15 protein-coding genes are annotated in these 16,557 nt (G+C 68.5%); 12 read left to right on the top strand and 3 right to left on the bottom strand.

Annotated elements, in window-relative coordinates:
• Positions 1-68: 68 nt before the first annotated feature.
• Complete coding sequence (locus tag C0541_RS12670) at positions 69-683, bottom strand: cytochrome b (RefSeq protein ID WP_161960043.1); 615 nt, start codon at positions 681-683, stop codon at positions 69-71.
• Positions 684-991: 308 nt separating this feature from the next.
• On the opposite strand from C0541_RS12670, the gene C0541_RS12665 reads away from it, so the two are divergent.
• The 11 genes from C0541_RS12665 (at position 992) to C0541_RS12615 (ending at position 12,122) form a co-directional block, all read left to right on the top strand.
• Positions 992-1,465 (top strand): sugar 3,4-ketoisomerase, encoded by a 474-nt coding sequence (locus C0541_RS12665; RefSeq protein ID WP_238601318.1) that lies wholly within the window; start codon positions 992-994, stop codon positions 1,463-1,465.
• Positions 1,466-2,590: a DegT/DnrJ/EryC1/StrS family aminotransferase gene (locus C0541_RS12660; RefSeq protein ID WP_115048819.1), complete on the top strand. Its 1,125-nt coding sequence runs from the start codon at positions 1,466-1,468 to the stop codon at positions 2,588-2,590.
• Positions 2,587-3,840, top strand: coding sequence for an O-antigen translocase (locus C0541_RS12655; RefSeq protein WP_115048817.1), 1,254 nt, complete (start codon positions 2,587-2,589; stop codon positions 3,838-3,840). Before C0541_RS12660 ends, C0541_RS12655 begins: the two co-directional genes overlap by 4 nt.
• Positions 3,837-4,775, top strand: coding sequence for a glycosyltransferase family 2 protein (locus C0541_RS12650; protein WP_115048815.1), 939 nt, complete (start codon positions 3,837-3,839; stop codon positions 4,773-4,775). The genes C0541_RS12655 and C0541_RS12650 overlap by 4 nt, the downstream gene beginning before the upstream one ends.
• The gene (locus C0541_RS12645) at positions 4,775-5,917 is read left to right on the top strand and encodes a hypothetical protein (RefSeq protein ID WP_115048813.1); all 1,143 of its coding nucleotides are present in this window, start codon (positions 4,775-4,777) and stop codon (positions 5,915-5,917) included. Before C0541_RS12650 ends, C0541_RS12645 begins: the two co-directional genes overlap by 1 nt.
• Before the next feature lie 44 nt (positions 5,918-5,961).
• The gene (locus C0541_RS12640) at positions 5,962-6,813 is read left to right on the top strand and encodes a Wzz/FepE/Etk N-terminal domain-containing protein (protein WP_115050296.1); all 852 of its coding nucleotides are present in this window, start codon (positions 5,962-5,964) and stop codon (positions 6,811-6,813) included.
• Between the two features lie 162 nt (positions 6,814-6,975).
• Positions 6,976-7,818, top strand: coding sequence for a class I SAM-dependent methyltransferase (locus C0541_RS12635; protein WP_115048811.1), 843 nt, complete (start codon positions 6,976-6,978; stop codon positions 7,816-7,818).
• 12 nt (positions 7,819-7,830) lie between these two features.
• Complete coding sequence (locus C0541_RS12630) at positions 7,831-9,051, top strand: amidohydrolase family protein (protein ID WP_161960042.1); 1,221 nt, start codon at positions 7,831-7,833, stop codon at positions 9,049-9,051.
• Positions 9,048-9,746, top strand: coding sequence for a class I SAM-dependent methyltransferase (locus tag C0541_RS12625; protein WP_115048807.1), 699 nt, complete (start codon positions 9,048-9,050; stop codon positions 9,744-9,746). Before C0541_RS12630 ends, C0541_RS12625 begins: the two co-directional genes overlap by 4 nt.
• A 136-nt stretch (positions 9,747-9,882) precedes the next feature.
• Positions 9,883-11,013 carry a glycosyltransferase family 4 protein gene (locus C0541_RS12620; RefSeq protein WP_115048806.1) on the top strand — a complete coding sequence of 377 codons (1,131 nt, stop codon included), beginning with the start codon at positions 9,883-9,885 and terminating at the stop codon, positions 11,011-11,013.
• Positions 11,010-12,122 (top strand): glycosyltransferase family 4 protein, encoded by a 1,113-nt coding sequence (locus C0541_RS12615; RefSeq protein ID WP_115048804.1) that lies wholly within the window; start codon positions 11,010-11,012, stop codon positions 12,120-12,122. Before C0541_RS12620 ends, C0541_RS12615 begins: the two co-directional genes overlap by 4 nt.
• Positions 12,123-12,409: 287 nt before the next feature.
• Here C0541_RS12615 and C0541_RS12610 read toward each other — a convergent pair whose 3' ends face one another.
• Complete coding sequence (locus C0541_RS12610) at positions 12,410-13,624, bottom strand: nucleotidyltransferase family protein (protein WP_115048802.1); 1,215 nt, start codon at positions 13,622-13,624, stop codon at positions 12,410-12,412.
• 56 nt (positions 13,625-13,680) lie between these two features.
• On the bottom strand, positions 13,681-15,234 hold the full coding sequence (locus C0541_RS12605; protein WP_115048801.1) for a B12-binding domain-containing radical SAM protein: 1,554 nt from the start codon (positions 15,232-15,234) through the stop codon (positions 13,681-13,683).
• Positions 15,235-15,390: 156 nt separating this feature from the next.
• Between C0541_RS12605 and C0541_RS12600 the strand changes: the two genes are divergently transcribed.
• Complete coding sequence (locus C0541_RS12600; protein ID WP_115048799.1) at positions 15,391-16,446, top strand: serine kinase; 1,056 nt, start codon at positions 15,391-15,393, stop codon at positions 16,444-16,446.
• Positions 16,447-16,557 lie beyond the last annotated feature (111 nt).

The following is a 16,557-nucleotide window of genomic DNA, read 5'->3' as shown; positions in this document are numbered from 1 at the left end:
AAGTCCTTGTTCGACGGTGCGGGGTTCGGCGCTGCGCAAGCGTGGGACGGCTGGCAACACGGGGGAGGTCATCGGCGTTTTCCCGGCAGCACGCGGTGCAGGAGGCCGTCGCGCAGCACCAGGTGATGCCAGAGGGCGGCGCCGATATGCAGGATCACCAGGGCCAGCAGGACCCAGGCGGCATTCAGGTGCCAGGTGCCCAGGGTGTCGGCCAGGTCTTCGTCCGGCGCGACCAGGTTCGGCAGCGTCAGGCCGAACAGATAGACCGGTTTGGCGTAGGCGTTGCTCAACGACCAGCCGATCAGCGGCAAGGCGACCATCAGGCCGTACAGGGCGAGGTGGGTGGCGCCTGCGGCCAGCCGCATCGGCAGCGGCGACGGCGGACCAGGCGGCAGCGTGCGCTGACGGATGCGCAGGCCCACCCGCAGGACGAACAGCAGGAGCACCATCAGGCCGAAGTGGCGATGGCCTTCCATCAGCCACTGCCGCAGGGCGCGTCCTTCCAGCTCGGCGCGCAGCAGGATCAGCGTGGCCGCCATGGCCAGGCAGAACACCGTCAGCCAATGCAGGACGCGCATCGGCCTGGGGAGCGGAATGACGCGCGCCGGCACTGCGGCCTGCGCCGGCAGCGCGCTGGCGCTGTCGTCTGCAACCGCATCGGGCGCGTGGGGGGATGAACTCATGGATCGGTGTCCTGCGCTGGTGGTCGTTGGTTCCGGCAGTGCGCGGTGCGCTGCCAGGCCTGGCTCCCCACGCCGGCCAAGCTGCGGCCACGTGAACGTGCACGGATATGTGCGGCACTGCCGCCGAAAGGTTGCATCGGCGTGCGGCCTCCTGCGGCGATGGGGCGCCTGGGTAGGGCGGTGACGGCGGCAACTGCGCTTGCGCGCACCCTGCTTCGCAGTGCCGCCGCGTCGCGCAACCTTTCGCGCATGCCGGCGCACTCAGGCATGTCGCACTACGTGCAGTCAGCGGTTACGCCCTTCCGATCATGGTCATCGAACGCATCCAGTTGCATACCCACGGCGACGATCGCGGGCTGCTCATCTCGTTGGAGCAGCAGCGCAATGTCCCGTTCGAGATACGTCGCGTGTATTACCTGTTCGGCACCCGCAACGGTGTCCATCGCGGACAGCATGCACACCGTCGGCTCAACCAGCTTGCGGTGGCCCTGCATGGCTCGGTGACGATCCTGCTCGACCAGGGCGACGGCCATGGCCAGCAGGAAGTGGTGCTGGACGATCCATCGCAAGGCCTGCTGCTGGGCCGCATGGTGTGGCGCGACCTGCATCGCTTCAGCCCCGACTGCGTGCTGATGGTGCTGGCCGACCAGTTCTACGACCCCGCCGACTACATACTGGATTACGACCAGTTCCTCGGCGAAGTGCGTGCCCGCAAAAATGCCTCGAACATGCGTGATGGCGTCGCGTCCCACGCTGATGCGCTGCTGGGAGTTCAATCCTAGATGCTTGCGCCGATGGATGTGCCGTTCCTGGATCTGCGCGCGATCAATGCGCGGTATGCGGATGCGCTGAAGGCCGCTGCGGCGCGGGTGATCGATGCCGGCTGGTATGTGCTGGGCAAGGAGCTGGCCGCATTCGAGGAAGAATTCGCCAGTTACTGCGGTGCAGCGCAGGCGGTCGGCGTGGGCAACGGGCTGGATGCGCTGTCGTTGATCCTGCGCGGCTATCGCGAGCTGGGCGTGTTGCGCGAGGGCGACGAGGTCATCGTGCCTGCCAATACCTTCATCGCCACCTTTCTTGCGATCAGCCAGAACCACCTGGTGCTGGTGCCGGTGGAGCCGGACCCTGCGACCTTCAACATCGACCCGGCCAGCGTGGAGAAGGCGATCGGCCCGCGCACGCGCGCCATCATGGCGGTGCATCTGTATGGGCAGCTGGTCGACATGCCGGCGCTGCAGACGCTGGCGCATCGCTACGGGCTGCTGCTGATCGAAGATGCCGCGCAGGCACATGGCGCCAGCGCGCAGGGGCGCCGTGCGGGCGCCTTCGGCGATGCGGCGGCCTTCAGTTTCTTCCCGGCCAAGAACCTGGGGGCACTCGGCGATGGTGGCGCGGTGGTGACCTCGGATGCGCGCCTTGCCGAGCGTATCCGCGCGCTGCGCAATTATGGTTCGGAGGTGAAATATCACCACCTCTGCCAGGGCGTGAATTCCCGGCTGGACGAGATGCAGGCCGCGTTCCTGCGGGTCAAGCTGGGCTATCTGGACGACGAGATCGCCCGCCGCCGCGCGGTGGCGCAGCGTTATCTGCACGGCATCGACAACCCGCTGATCACGTTGCCCACGCTGGTGTCCGAAGCGCAGCACGTCTGGCATCTGTTCGTGGTGCGCAGTGCCCAGCGCGATGCCTTGCAGGCGCATCTGCTGGGCGCGGGCATCCATACCCAGATCCACTATCCGGTGCCGCCGCATCGGCAGCCAGCCTACACCACCCTGGGCGATGCCTGCCTGCCGGTGAGCGAGCGGCTGCATCGCGAAGTGCTGAGCCTGCCGATCGGGCCTGCGCTGGACGATGCGTCGGTCGCGCGTGTGATTGCTGCGTGCCAGTCGTTCGGCACGCCCGCATGAATCTCGTGCGCAGCGGCGCCTACACCGGCGTTGCGACGCTGGCCAAGCTGCTGGCTGCGCTGGTGGTGGTGAAGCTGGTGGCGGTGTATGCCGGTCCGCAAGGAGTCGGCCGGCTGGGCCAGTTCCTCAATCTGCTGTCGGTGCTGGCGGTGCTGGCAGGTGGCGGCATCAGTGCGGGCATCGTCAAGTATGTGGCCGAATATCGCGACGACGCCGCTGCGCTGGCCCGTCTGCTCAGCGCGGCGCTGTGGTACGCCTTCTGCGCAGCCTGCGTGATGGCGGCGCTGGCGTTGCTGTTCAGTGGCGCCATCGCCGAGCGCCTGCTGGGCGATGCGACATACCGCCCGCTGATCTGCGTCGTGGCGGTCGCGCAGCTGGGCATCGCACTGGTCAACTACATCCTGGCGGTGATCAACGGTTTCATGGACGTGCGTCGCCTGGCGTTCGTGCAGGTGAGCGGCGCGGTGCTGAGCGTGGCACTGGTGGCCTGGCTGTCCAGCCGGGCGCAGTTGCAGGGCGCATTGCTGGCGCTGGTGCTGGGCCAGGTGCTGTGGTTGCTGGCCGCCATGCCGGCGCTGCGGCACAGCGGTTACTTTCGCCGCGACATGCTGCGCATGCGCTTCGATGCGCAGATGACGCGCAGGCTGGCGGCCTTTTCGGTGATGACGCTGACCGCCACGCTGGTGCCGCAGCTGGTGGCCATCCTGGTGCGCGACCATCTGGCGCTGCAGTTCGGCTGGCAGCAGGTGGGGTACTGGCAGGCGGTGAGCCGGGTGTCGGATGCGTATCTGCTGTTCTTCACCACCGCGATCAACGTGTATTACCTGCCCAAGCTGGCATCGCTGCAGCAGCGCTCGGCGCTCGGGCGCGAGCTGCGGGCCGCGTATCGCCATGTGCTGCCGGCGGTGATCGTGATGGCGCTGGGCGTTTACCTGTGCCGCGATTGGGTGACCTGGCTGCTGTTCGACGCCCGGTTTGCACAGGCCGCGCCGCTGTATGCCCCGCAGCTGCTGGGCGATGTGATCAAGATCGCGGCCTTCGTGCTGTCCTACGTGATGCTGGCCAAGGCGATGACACGGCTGTTCGTGATCTCCGAATGCGTGTTCGGGGCCAGCTATCTGGCGCTGGTGTACCTGTTCACCGCGCAATGGGGACTGATCGGTGCGATGTACGCCTTCGTCGCCAACTATGTGCTGTACCTGCTGTTCAACATCGTGGTGGTGCGTCGCTATCTGGTGCAGCCGGCATGAGCGATCTCGCCCAATCCGGCCGACGCGTGCGCTGGCCGCTGGTGTCGGTGCTGATCCCGGCCTTCAACCACGAACGCTTCGTGCAACGCTGCCTGGACAGCGTGCTGGAAGACCCGTACCCATGCAAGGAACTGGTCATCATCGACGACGGTTCCAGCGATGCCACCGGCGAGAGGATTGCGCAGTGGATCGCCAGCCATGGCCATCGCTTGCCGGTGCAGTTCGTGCAGCGTGCCAATCGCGGCGTGGCGGCCACGCTCAACGAGTTGGCGCTGCGTGCGCGGGGCGAGTACCTGCGTATCGTCGCCAGTGATGATTACGTGGTTCCGGGAAGTCTGAAGGTCCAGGTTGGCTACCTGGAACTGCATCCTGGCAAGGATGCCGTGGTCGGTGATGCGTTTGTTGTCGATTCCGAAGGGCGGCAATTGTACGAAAGCGCCATGTGCGACCTCCATGGTGCCAACAAGGCGCTGTATCTCTCGGACGCGGGGATGCGTCGCGCGGTGATCCGGCGTTGGGCGATCAGTGGCGCTGTCACGATGCTCAGGCGCAGCGCGTTTGGCGCGGGGGCCGTCTGGGACGCGACGCTCAGGATCGAAGACTGGGATTTCTTTCTTCGGCTTGTCGCGCGTGATGCTCTTGGCTTCATTGACGTCAAGGTGTGTGCATACAGGTTGCATGGCACCAACGTCAGCAAGACCAGGGATGTGTCCAGGCGGCTGGACAACCTTGCTGAATTCGGGCTGGTGGCGTCGCGGAATTCTGCGCTTTTTGAGGGGTTTGAACACTGGTTCCTGCGAGCGCAGAAAAGTCTGATTGACGCCAAAATCAGGTTCTTGAAAAGAAGCTATTTCAGGGCGTCGACGCATCTGCTGGCGTATTTTGCCAAGTCAATGCTTGCCTGGTGCCTGTATGGTGGCGGGAGAATTCGGTGATGCCGGCAACGGGGGGGATTCTACGCAGGCCTGCGACCTATCTGGTTCCATCGCTGGTGATCAGTTGCCTGGTCACCGTGGGAACCTATCGGCTGCCTGTTGGTTACATCGACGGCATTTTCCTGTTGATTGTCGCGGCCTGGCTGCTGCTGGTCCTGGATGTGCTGATTGGGATCAAGCTGCCGGCATTTGAGCGCTTTCGCGCCTACCGCTACGCCGGCACCCGCGACGCCTTCGTGGTGATGACGCTGGCGGCGGTGGTGACGGTGTTCTGCGTCGTGGATGTGGCGCTGTTTCCGATTCCGCTGTTCAGCGATCCGTCCTCCTATGCCACCTTGAGTCCGTTGCGCGCGCATGTGCGGCACATCTCCAACATGTGCTGGATCCTGCCGCCGATCGCGCTGCTGTGTGTGCGCCATCGCGGGCTGCGCGCGGCGATGGTGATGCTGGGTTTCGTGTTTCCGATCGTGGTGATCGACCGTAACCGCATCTTCGCCGGGCTGTTTTCGTTCGTGCTGGTGATGCTGTTGCGCCGCGATCCGGCGCGCCGCCTGCCGTGGAAGACCATCGGCCTGCTGGTGCTGGCCGGTGGCGGGGTGTTTTCCATCCTCGGCGCATTGCGTTCCGGCTCGCTGGCCACGGTCGCCCTGCCATTCGGTGCGGTGTATCGCGCCATGCCGCAGGGCGTGCAGTGGTTGCTGCTGTACATCAGTGCCGGGCCGTACAACTTCGGCGCGATCCTGGCCAAGGGCTATGTCAACGCCAGCTTCTTGGTCAATCAACTGGTGCCGTTCAGTGGCTCGATCGCCACCGCCGGCACCAGCATCCCGCTGGATGCGCCCAACATCAACGTGGGGACCGAGTTCTTTCCGTTCCTGATGGCCTGGGGCGCACCCGGTGCGTTGCTGGCGCTGCTGGCGTTGTATGCCGGCCTGCTGTGGAGCGTGCGCTTGCTCGACAGCTGCCTGTCGATCTTCCATGTGCTGATCTTCCTGCGCATCGCCTATGCCTGCCTGATGTCGCCGTTCGCGCCGCAGGCGTTCACCTGGACCAACTTCGGCTTCATCGCGCTGTGCCTGGTGCTGCATGCCTGCACGGTGCTGTTGCCCAACCGCAATGCCGCACCCACCGCTGCTGCGTAATGCGCGGCCGCTTCGTTTTCACCCTGTTCCAGAGCCGGTGCACCATGACCCAACACGACGACATCTATCTGATCGACCTGTGGCGCATCCTGCGTCGCGAATGGCGCTGGGCGCTGGCGGCACTGGTGGTGGTGCTTGCGCTGACCTTCGCCTTTACCCGCCTGGCCAGGCCGCAGTGGGAAGCCACCGCCTGGATCCAGGTCGGCGAGATCGGTCCCACGCCGGCCGGGCGCGATCCCAAGGTCGAACCGTTCCAGCGCGTGATCGATCGCATGAAGACGCGGCTGTTCCAGGATGCGGTGCTGCGCCAGGCCGGCGTGCCGCTGAAAAGCCGCGCCGCGCAGGTGTATCGCGGCAGCCTCAAGCCGGATCCGGACCCGTATGCCAACCTGATCGGGGTGACCATCCGGGCCGAATCGTCGGCGCAGGCGCGCAAGCTGGCGATGGCGACGGTGAGCGCCTTGCAGCGCTTGCACGGCGACACCAATGCAGTGGCGCTCGCACTGGCGCGTACACGCCTGCAAGGCCTCACCGACGATCTGCGCGCGGCGACCCGCAATCGCGATCAGCTGCAGCAGCAGGTGCAGGCCGGGCAGGGTGCCGCTGCGGCGACCCCGGCCCAGGTTCTGGCGGGCGTGCTGCTGACCGACAGCAACGCCACCGTGCGCGCCCTGAAGAGCGAACGCGACGATCTGATTGCCCGGCTGACCACGCGCTTCACTTATCAGACCTCGCTGGCATGGCCGTTGTACGTGCCCGAGCAGCGGGCATTTCCCAACCCCGTGACCACCTGGGCCGCGGGTCTGCTCGCAGCGGCGGGGCTGGCGGTGCTGGCGGCGGTGTTGCGCAATGCATGGCGGCGGCGCGCGGGTGCGGCCACGCAGGCTGCCGGCTGAGCCGCGCAGCCTCGCGCGACGCGCAAGGCAGGGCAAGGCAGCCCGGGCTGCAACCAAACCGCCAGCGGGCGGCACTCACCGGTCAATCAAGCGGTGCCGCATTGGCGGTGCCGCGCCTGGAGAGTGTCGTGAGAACAGCGGGATCGGTGGGGGAGGCTGCGCATGTCGGTGGTCAATGAGCATGCGGCGCGCGGTGGCACGGTGGCCCCGGAGCGCTTGCTGGAGACGCAACGCGCGTTCGACAGCGTGGCGCCCGACTATGACGGCCCGCGCGGCAACAACGCGCTGATCCAGCGCATGCGCACCACGCTGTGGGACACGGTTGCGGCCGAGCTGCCGGTAGGCTCGCGGCTGATCGACCTGGGCTGCGGCACCGGCCTGGATGCCGGCGAGTTCGCACGTCGCGGTTACCGCGTGCTGGCCACCGACTGGTCGCCGGCGATGGTCGAGCGCACCCGCCAGCGCGCCGCCGCGCAAGGCCTGGAAGAGCGCCTGAGTGCGGCCCATGTCGGCATCCAGCAGCTCGACCGGCTGGAGGGCAGCTTCGATGGCATGTACTCCAACTTCGGCCCGCTCAACTGCGCGCCGGATCTCCCGGCGGTGGCGGCCGAATGCGCGCGTCTGCTGCGCCCCGATGGCTGCCTGGTGTTCTCGGTGATCGGGCGCATCTGCCCCTGGGAAATCGGCCACTACAGCGTGCGCGGGCGATTCAAGCGCGCCGCAGTGCGGGCCGCGCGCGGGGTCACCGCGGTGGGCATGAACGGCCATACCATCTGGACCTGGTACCACCTGCCGCGCGAGTTCTACCGCGCCTTCGCCAGGCACTTCGTGCTGGACCGCTATCGCGCCTTGAGCCTGTTCCTGCCGCCGCCGTACCTGGTGGATTTCTGCGAACGACATCCGCGCCTGTCCGAGCGCCTGGGCCGGTGCGACGATCGCCTGGGCGGCCTGCCGCTGCTGCGCGACATGGGCGACCACTTCCTGATCGTGCTGCGCAAGCGCTGAGTGGAGACGCCGATGTCCATGGCCGATGTCTGCCTGCAGGGCGCGCGCGCGATCACCCTGGCCGGCCCGTCGCGCGCGCCGTTGACCATCCGCGCGGGGCGTTTCGGCGGCACGCGCGGCACCGGCAGCCTGCGCCTGGACCTGCAGGGGCATGTGCTGGCGCCCGGCCTGATCAATGCGCACGATCACCTGCAGGTCAACTGCGTGCCGCCGCTGCCGCAGGGTGCGCCGTTTGCCAACAGCTATGCGTGGATCGAGGCATTCCAGGCGCATTTCCGGCATCCCGAGGTGGCCGCCGCCCTGCGTGTGCCCAAGGCGGTGCGCCTGCGTCACGGTGGATTGAAGAACCTGCTGGCCGGCGTCACCTGCGTGGCACAGCACGACCCGTGGCATGCCACCCTGGACGAGCCCGGCTTTCCGGTTGGCCTGCTGCGCGAGTTCGGCTGGAGCTATGCGCTGGGATGGACCGGCTATGGCCCTCCGGTGCAGGGCAGCTTTGCCGCCACTTCGCCCTTGCATCCCTGGATGATCCATCTGGCCGAAGGCACCGATGCGGTGGCGGCCGCCGAGCTGGAAGAGCTGGACCGGCTCGGTTGCCTGGCGCCCAACAGCGTGCTGATCCACGGCGTGGGCATGGGCGAGCGCGATATCGAGCGGGTGATCGCACGCGGCGCGGCGGTGGTGTGGTGTCCATCGAGCAATCGTGCGCTGCTGGGGCGCACGCTCGACCCCTGGCGCCTGTGCATGGCCGGCCGGCTCGCCCTGGGCAACGATTCGCGTGTCAGCGGTTCGCGCGACCTGCTGGAAGAACTGCGCATCGCTGCCAGCAGCGGGCTGGCCGCGGATCTGCTGCTCGGCCTGGTCACCCATCAGTCGGCGCGCATCCTGCGCATGACGACGCGTGGACGGCTGGCGCCGGGGGCGGCGGCCGATCTGGTGATCGTGCGCGACCGCGGCGGCGACCCGGCCATCAGCGTGGTGGGCTGCGCCCGCAGCGATCTGCGTGCGGTGGTACGCGACGGCGTTCCGCGCATCGCCGACCCGGATTTTGCCGACTGGTTCGACGCGGCCGGCATCCGGACCGTGCCGGTGCTGCTGGACGGCCGCCCCAAGCTGCTCGACGCCACGCTGGCCGATCCGGCGGTCCTGGCACTGGAACCCGGCCTGCAGCGTGTGCCCCGGCCTGCGCACCAGCCCGGCGTCGCCATGGCCGCCAGCGGTGCGCTGTCGTGAGCGCAGTGCCGACCCTCGAGCCGGCAGCGGCGTATGCGCTGTGGGCGCAGGCGTATCCGCCGCACGCGCACAACCCGGTGATGCTGGCCGAAGAGCGCGCCATGCTCGCGCTGATGCCGAGCGTGTTGCAGGGCCAGCACGTGCTCGACGCCGGCTGCGGCAGTGGCCGCTACATGCTGCATGCCTTGCGGCGTGGCGCGCTGCAGGTCACCGGCGTGGATCTGTCGCCGCAGATGCTGCAGCGTGCGCATGCCGAGCTGGCGCAGGACTGGCCATCGGCGCGCATGCGCCTGCAGCAGGGCAGCCTGGAGCAACTGCCGCTGGACGACGCGGTGGCCGATCTCAGCGTCTGCGGTCTGGTGGTCGGCCATCTGCAGCAGCTATGGCCGGCACTGGAAGAACTGCACCGCGTCACCCGCGTCGGCGGCCTGGTGCTGTGCAGCGACGTGCATCCGATCGGCCATGCGCTGGGCTGGCGGCGCGACTTCAAGGCCGATGGCCGGCACTACGCGGTGCGGCATACGCAGCATCTCTACAGCCATTGGCATGCGGCCTGCGTGGCGCTGGGCATGGAGATCGAAGCGGTGGCCGAGCCGATGCTGGACCCGGCCGACATCGCGCCCGGTGCGCGTTTCGATCAGGCCGCGCTGCGGGTGCCGGTCGCGCTGGTGCTGCGGCTGCGGCGCATCGCGTGAGCGCAGCCCTGATCATGGCAGGGTATGCCTGCGGCCTTCGAGCGGCAGGCGCAGCATGCGGTGTGTGCACGGCGCCGTGCGCGGCGCCTGATGTGAGCGCGATTGCAGCGCGTGCAGTCCGGGCGCGGTGGCTGCAATGAGCCTGCGGGTGGCGCAACTCAATCTGGTGCCGACTCCCGCCGGCCTGACGGCCGGGCAGGTGTTTGCGCAGTGGCCGTCGCTGGCCGATATCGCCGAGGCCGTCGCCAGCGCCGGGGTCGGCGTGTCGGTGGTGCAGGCCTCTGCACTGAATCTGCGGCTCGGCCGCCAGGGCGTGGATTACCGCTTCCTCGAACTGGGCGCGCGCGGCAGCGCGCAGCGCGCCGTCCTGCTTGCTGCGACGCTGCGCGAGATCGGTGCCGATGTGATCCACATCCACGGCCTGGAATTTGCCGGCGATGCGCGCCGTCTCGCCCGCCTGCTGCCGCAGACGCCGATCCTGTTGCAGGATCACGCCAACCGCCCGCCGCGCTGGTGGAGCCGGAGCGTGTGGCGCCGTCGCTACGCTGCCGCCGCCGGGATCGCGTTCACCTCGCTAGACATGGCGCAGCCGTTCGCACAGGCGCGCCTGTTCAAGGCCAGGACGCAGCTGTTTGCGATTCCCGAATCGAGCAGCCGCTTCTCGCCGGGCGATCGCCTGCAGGCACGCGAGCACACCCGCCTGCATGGCGACCCCTGCGTGTTGTGGGTTGGGCATCTGAGCGCGGCCAAGGATCCGCTGTGCGTGCTCGACGCCATCGCCCTGGCCGCGCGCGTGTTGCCGGGCCTGCGGCTGTGGTGCGTGTTCGACCAGGCGCCGTTGCTGGAGCAGGTGCAGCAGCGCCTGCGCGCCGATCCGTCGCTGGCGCGCTGCGTGCAGTTGCTGGGCAAGGTGCCGCATGCGCGCGTGGAAACCCTGCTGCGTGCCTGCGACCTGTTCGTCTCCGCCAGTCATGCAGAGAGCTGCGGTTATGCCGCAGTGGAAGCGTATGCCTGCGGCACCTTGCCGCTCTTGACCGATATCCCGGCCTTTCGTGCGCTCAGCGATGGCGGCGCAGTCGGCGCGTTGTGGCCGGTCGGCGATGCCTCGGCCCTGGCGGAACTGCTGTTGCGCGTCTTCCGGCAACGCCCCGATCGCGCACAGGTGCGCGCGCATTTCGATGCACGGCTGTCGTTTGCCGCCGTGGGGCAGCGCTGGGCGAGTGCGTACACCCGGTTGCTGGCTGCCGCGCCGAGGCCAACTGCATGAAACTGGCCCTGGTGGTTCCAGGCGGCGTGGACCGCAGCGGCGAGGTCCGCGTGATCCCGGTGTTCCTGACCCTGATCGACTGGCTGGCGCGCCAGCATCAGGTGCACGTGTTCGTGCTGCACCAGGAGCCGCTGCCCGGCACCTGGGCCTTGCGTGGCGCCACCGTGCACAACATCGGCGCCCGGCGCACCCGCATGCGCGCGATCGCCGCCATTGCCGAGGAACATCGTCGCGCTCCGTTCGATGTGATCCAGGCGATCTTTTCCGGCTATTGCAGTCTGGTCGCCGTCGCCGCGGCACGGCTGCTGCGGCGCCCAAGCGTGGTGCATATCGCCGGTGGCGAGCTGGTCGCCTTGCATGGCATCGGCTACGGCGGCCGGCGGTACTGGCGCGGACGCCTGCGCGAAGCGGTGATCCTGCGCCTGGCCGACCGCGTCACCGCGGCCAGCGCGCCCATCCTCGCGTCGCTGGAGGCGCTTGGCATCCACGCGCAGCGGGTGCCGCTGGGCGTGGATCTGCGTGCCTGGCCGCCGGCCGCGCCACGTGCGCGCACCGGCGGCATCGCCCGCTTGCTGCATGTGGCCAGCCTCAATCCGGTCAAGGACCAGGCCACCTTGCTGCAGGCGATGGCAGCGCTCAAACGCGCCGGTGTCGCCTTTACCCTGGACATGGTCGGCGTCGACACCCTGGCTGGCGCCATGCAGCGCCTGGTGCAACAGCTCGGCCTGGGCGAGCAGGTGCGTTTTCTCGGTTTCAAGACCCAGCGCGAGCTGCGCCCGATCATGCAGTCGGCCGACCTGCTGGTGCTGTCGTCCCTGCACGAAGCCGGGCCGCTGGTGCTGCTGGAAGCGGCGGTTGCCGGTGTGCCCACCGTCGGCACCGCGGTCGGACACCTGGTCGAGTGGGCGCCGGTCTGCGCACTCGCGGTACCGCCGGGCGACTGGGCCGGGCTGGCAGAGGCCGTCCGCCAGGTCCTGGCCGACGACGAGCTGCGCTTGCGCCTGGCCTGGGCAGCGCAGTGCCGCGCAGTGCGCGAGGACGCGGCGTTGACCACGCGGCTGTTCGAGCAGCTGTATCGGCAGCTGTGCGAGGCGCGGCCGCTGCGCTGAGCGCGCCCGCAAAGGCGCAGATTGCCTCGGTCGCCACGCAACACGCGTGGTGCAGCAACGAGGCTGCCAAACCAAACGTGGGGATGTGATCGCAACGGTGATCGGCTGGAGAGGCCGGCCGCTTGCGCACGCCTGTTGCCGGCCTGGGATGGCCAACACGGCGCGGCGAGCAGCCGATCGCTGGGTGCAGACGGCGCGCCCGGAATCGAACGGTGTGGCTGATACCTGCCGACGCCGGACACGCGGCGCCCGCCTGACGCTGAGTGCAGCAGTGTTGTCGGCCGCACTCAGGCCGGCTGCAGATAGCCGTCCAGCGCCGCACGCACCACATACAGCATGTCGGTGCGCGGCACCGGCCGGGTCAGGCGCGTCATCACCCGGCGCAGCTGGGTCTGCCGCACCCACGGCTGGCCCTGGAGCCACAACTGGGTCTGCAGCATGTCGGCACGTTCCTTGCGGCTCTCGGCCGTCGGCACCACGCGATTGCGCAGGTACTGTCGCGCTTCGCCCAGCGAGCGTGACCATTCGATGCCGGGCAGGGCCGGCAACCACAGGTGGGAACACGAGGCGCTGGTCAGGGTCTGGCGGGCCGCACGCATGCGCAGCAGGCGCGGGCAATCGGCCTGCAGCCGCGCCATCACCGCCGGCGGCACCACGCTGCGGTAATAGCGTTGCAGCAGCAGCAGCGGCGGCAGCGCCCACCACGGCGCCACGGCCGGGTCGTCCCACAATTGCTCCCAGTCGCGCGTGCCCATGCGCGTGGCCAGCAATGCCAGGTCATGCAGATGCATCAGGCGGATGCTGCGGTGGCAGATGCCGCCGGCCGCATGCAGCAGCAGATGGCACATCAGTGCGCCGACCGACGGATAGGGATTCAACCCCGGCTGCGGCCGCTCGGGCAGGATGCGCGCGGTGATGTCCACGCTGCGCAGCGGCAGGCGTTCCTGGATGCGGGTATGCAGCTCGAGATTGATCGGCGCATCGCGGTGCTCGCCCAGCCCCGCCACTGCCTCGCCATGCAGCGGCTTGAACACCTGGTGCTTCCATTGTTCGAAGCAGGCCACGTAGCCGAGTTCGCACAACAGCGCCGCCGCCGCGGGCGCATCCTCCGGCGCCACCAGCAGATCGATATCGGCCATCGGCCGATCGCCGGGCAGATAGACGCCGAGCCGATGCAATGCGGTGCCCTTGAGGCCGACCAGGGCGATGCCGGCCGCACGCGCTGCCGCGTCGATGCGGGCCAGCAGCAGCGCGATGCGCCGATGGCGGTCTTCGACATGGCTGCGTTGCTCGCACAGGAACGCGTTCCAGTCGGCGTCCTGCCACAACGAACGGCGTTGCAGCAGCGGCGACACGCCATGCGCGGCCGCCGCGGCCGCAGCCAGTTGCCATTGCAGCCGGTCCCACTGCGGCACCGCCTCGCCGGGCTGCGCCAGTTCCCGGGCCAGCCGTTCGGTGGCCGTGCCCAGGCCGTGCTTGATGGTGCGAAGGGAAGGCTGCATGCGGCTGTGATCCGAAGGGCGAGGTGAGGGTGGGGAGCGAGGCGGCGCGTCGCGCGCTAGCCGACCAGCACGCTGGTCAACTGGCGTGGCTGCCGTGCGGCAGCGCCGGCCAGCGGCGCGGTGCGATGCTGCCGTTCGCTGGCAATCAGGGCAGACCAGCGCGCTTCCAGCGTGTCCGAGGCCTGTGCAAACGCATCGTCGCCTAAGGTGGGGCGCGCCTGTTGCAGGTCCACCTGCGTATGCAGCAGGTCGCGCACGCTGCGGTAGAACTCCGAGTCGTAGGCGCCATGGAACATCATCGCCAGGTCGTCGCTGTCCTGCCAATGGGTCTTGCCGCCCAGCTGGTTCTTCACTTCCTCGTAGAACTTGGTGCCGGGCAGCGGATAGGACACGCTGACGCCGATGATGTCCGGGTTGGCCTGCGTCACCAGGGCGCGCGTGGCCAGGATGTCTTCGAGCTCCTCGCCCAGGTAGCCGAGCTGGATGAAAAAGCCCACGCGGATGCCGTGCGCGCCCAGGCGCTGGCGTGCGGCGATCACCTCGCCAACCTCGGTGCCCTTGGTCATCCTGTCCAGGATGCGCTGGCTGCCGCTTTCGGCACCCAGCCAGGCCTCGGCGCAGCCGGCGCGCGCCAGCGCAGCGGCCATGCGCTCGCTGGCCAGGTCGGCACGGGTCTGGATGGTGAACGGGATCGCGCCATCGGCCTCGCTCAGGCGCTGTGCGAAGGTTTCCACCCAGTCGATATGGAAGCCGAAGATGTCGTCGGCCATCCACAGGTGATCGGGCTGGAAGCTGCGCTTGAGATGGATCATTTCGGCCGCCACGTCGTCCGCATCGCGGCGCTTGTAGTGGTTGCCCCAGATCGGCTTGGCGCACCAGTTGCAGCGGAACGGGCAGCCGCGCGAGGCGGCCATGTTCAGGCTGAAATGGCCGTGCCGTTGCCGCCAGAAGCGCTGGTAGCGCGGCATGTCGACCAGGTCCCAGGCCGGCAGGCCGCTCAGGCGCGCGTCCGGCGGTTGCGCGCCGGGATGCACGCGCGTGGCGGCAGGCTGTGTGGTGGCGATGCGTGTCACGCCGGCCAGCCAGGCATCGACGTCGATGTCCGGCGTCGCTTCCAGCCGTTCGACCAGTTCGATCAGCGGTGCGATGCCTTCGCCGACCAGCACCGCATGCGCGCCGGCGTCCAGGAACACGTCCGGGTTGTCGGACGCATCGGAACCGGCGACCAGCACGCGGCAACCGGCAGCACGCGCCTGCGCGATCATGCAGCAGGCGGCCTCGCGCATCCGGCTCAGGCACATCTTGGTGAGGAAGTTGAAGTTGTCTTCGTAGAACACCACCAGCTCCGGCTGCGCCTGGTGCAAGGCGCCGGTGTAGTCCTGCACGTCGTCGGCCAGCATCGCGTCGAACAGGCTCACCGCATGTCCACGCTCGCGCAGCAACGCCGCGACCTGCAGCGTCGCCAGTGGTGGATACGGCTTGCCGCGCTCCCATTGCTTGGGGTCGTAACGCAGGAAATACGAATGGCTGACCTGGATCTTTAGCATCTGCACAAGGCTCTCGTTCTGTCGCCAGGTGGGCGCAGCGGCGGCGTGCGCAGGCACCGGCATTCGGCTCGGCAGTAGGTGCGGATGCAGGCGGCTTTGGTTGCGCCGATCCGCAGGCGGTCGTCGGCCTGCAGCGGGCCGGCATGCCGGCGCGGGCGGTGCAACCTTTCGCCTGCCGGTCGGCACATACCGGCCGATCGATGCAATGGATGGGAAGGCATGCCGCAGTCGGCTGCGTTGGCGCAATTGATGCCGGTGGGCGATGACGCACGCACCGGCACGCCGGATGCGGCGGCGGCAGATCCCTTCGGCGAACATCGGCCGCGTCGGCATGGCGTGCGCCGGCAGATCCTCGGTGCGCTGTTTCACTTTGAAAGCGACAGCGAGGCGCTCCTGGCGTTGGTGGACCACGCCTATGCCGGCCTGCCCGCGCATCGCCTGCCGGGTGCGCCGGAGTTCCATGTCACGCTGGATCTGGTGGCGCGCGGGCACGCGCCACCCGGCGCAGAACCGCCACCGGTGCGCACCCATGCCAGCGGCGGCCTGCTGTGCGGCGTGATGGATGCCTGCAACTACCTGATGCTGTCGGTGCCCGCGCGTCGCGCCATGCTGGTGGTCTCCGACGACATGCTCGCCCACCCCTATCACGTGCGCTATGAGCTGATCGAATTTGCGGTGTTCCTGCTGGCCGCGCGCGGCATCGGCCTGGTGCCCTTGCATGGCGCCTGCGTGGGCCGGTACGGTCGCAGCGTGCTGTTGCTCGGTGCCAGCGGCGCCGGCAAATCCACCCTGGCGCTGCACAGCCTGGTGCATGGCCTGGATTTCATCGCCGAAGACGGCGTGTTCGTGGCACCGGAAACTCTGCTCACTACCGGCGTCGCCAATTTCCTGCATCTGCGCGCTGGCGCGCTGGGCCTGGTCGACGCGCAGACCCGCGCCTGGATCAGCGCCTCGCCGACCATCCGTCGCCGCAGCGGCGTGGAAAAGTTCGAGATCGACATCCGCCACGGCCGTGCCCAGCTGGCGCGTACGCCGCTGCAGCTGTGTGCGGTGGTGATGCTGTCGGCAACGCCGGCGAGCGATCCCGCGCAGCCGTTGCAGGCGATCCCGACCGACCGCATCGCCGCCTGCCTGGCAGGCGATCAGCCGTATGCGGCCGGTCAACCGGGCTGGCAGCGCTTTGTCGAACAGGTGCAGCGCATCGGCATGTTCACCCTGCGCCGCGGCTTGCATCCGCAGGCCTCGCTGGATGCGCTGCTGCAGGTGCTGCGATGAGCGCAGCCGCGCCGTTGCCGCGCGAGCCCGTCCGCGCGGTCGACGCGATGCCGCATCCCATCGTGTGCGCCACGCATGACTGAGTCACGCGCTACTGCGGATCGCAGGCCC

It is taken from the genome of Xanthomonas arboricola, assembly GCF_003353015.1.
Lineage (GTDB): Bacteria > Pseudomonadota > Gammaproteobacteria > Xanthomonadales > Xanthomonadaceae > Xanthomonas > Xanthomonas arboricola_E.
The sequence above is the reverse complement of the archived record's forward strand: the minus strand, read 5'-3'. Positions and strand labels throughout refer to the sequence as shown.

Coding starts and splice junctions, on each gene's coding strand:
- C0541_RS12600 (WP_115048799.1), top strand. CDS start 15,391: ATGCCGCAGTCGGCTGCGTTGGCGCAATTGATGCCGGTGGGCGATGAC.
- C0541_RS12655 (WP_115048817.1), top strand. CDS start 2,587: ATGAATCTCGTGCGCAGCGGCGCCTACACCGGCGTTGCGACGCTGGCC.
- C0541_RS12615 (WP_115048804.1), top strand. CDS start 11,010: ATGAAACTGGCCCTGGTGGTTCCAGGCGGCGTGGACCGCAGCGGCGAG.
- C0541_RS12640 (WP_115050296.1), top strand. CDS start 5,962: ATGACCCAACACGACGACATCTATCTGATCGACCTGTGGCGCATCCTG.
- C0541_RS12660 (WP_115048819.1), top strand. CDS start 1,466: ATGCTTGCGCCGATGGATGTGCCGTTCCTGGATCTGCGCGCGATCAAT.
- C0541_RS12610 (WP_115048802.1), bottom strand. CDS start 13,624: ATGCAGCCTTCCCTTCGCACCATCAAGCACGGCCTGGGCACGGCCACC.
- C0541_RS12635 (WP_115048811.1), top strand. CDS start 6,976: ATGTCGGTGGTCAATGAGCATGCGGCGCGCGGTGGCACGGTGGCCCCG.
- C0541_RS12665 (WP_238601318.1), top strand. CDS start 992: ATGGTCATCGAACGCATCCAGTTGCATACCCACGGCGACGATCGCGGG.
- C0541_RS12630 (WP_161960042.1), top strand. CDS start 7,831: ATGTCCATGGCCGATGTCTGCCTGCAGGGCGCGCGCGCGATCACCCTG.
- C0541_RS12620 (WP_115048806.1), top strand. CDS start 9,883: ATGAGCCTGCGGGTGGCGCAACTCAATCTGGTGCCGACTCCCGCCGGC.
- C0541_RS12650 (WP_115048815.1), top strand. CDS start 3,837: ATGAGCGATCTCGCCCAATCCGGCCGACGCGTGCGCTGGCCGCTGGTG.
- C0541_RS12670 (WP_161960043.1), bottom strand. CDS start 683: ATGAGTTCATCCCCCCACGCGCCCGATGCGGTTGCAGACGACAGCGCC.
- C0541_RS12605 (WP_115048801.1), bottom strand. CDS start 15,234: ATGCCGGTGCCTGCGCACGCCGCCGCTGCGCCCACCTGGCGACAGAAC.
- C0541_RS12645 (WP_115048813.1), top strand. CDS start 4,775: ATGCCGGCAACGGGGGGGATTCTACGCAGGCCTGCGACCTATCTGGTT.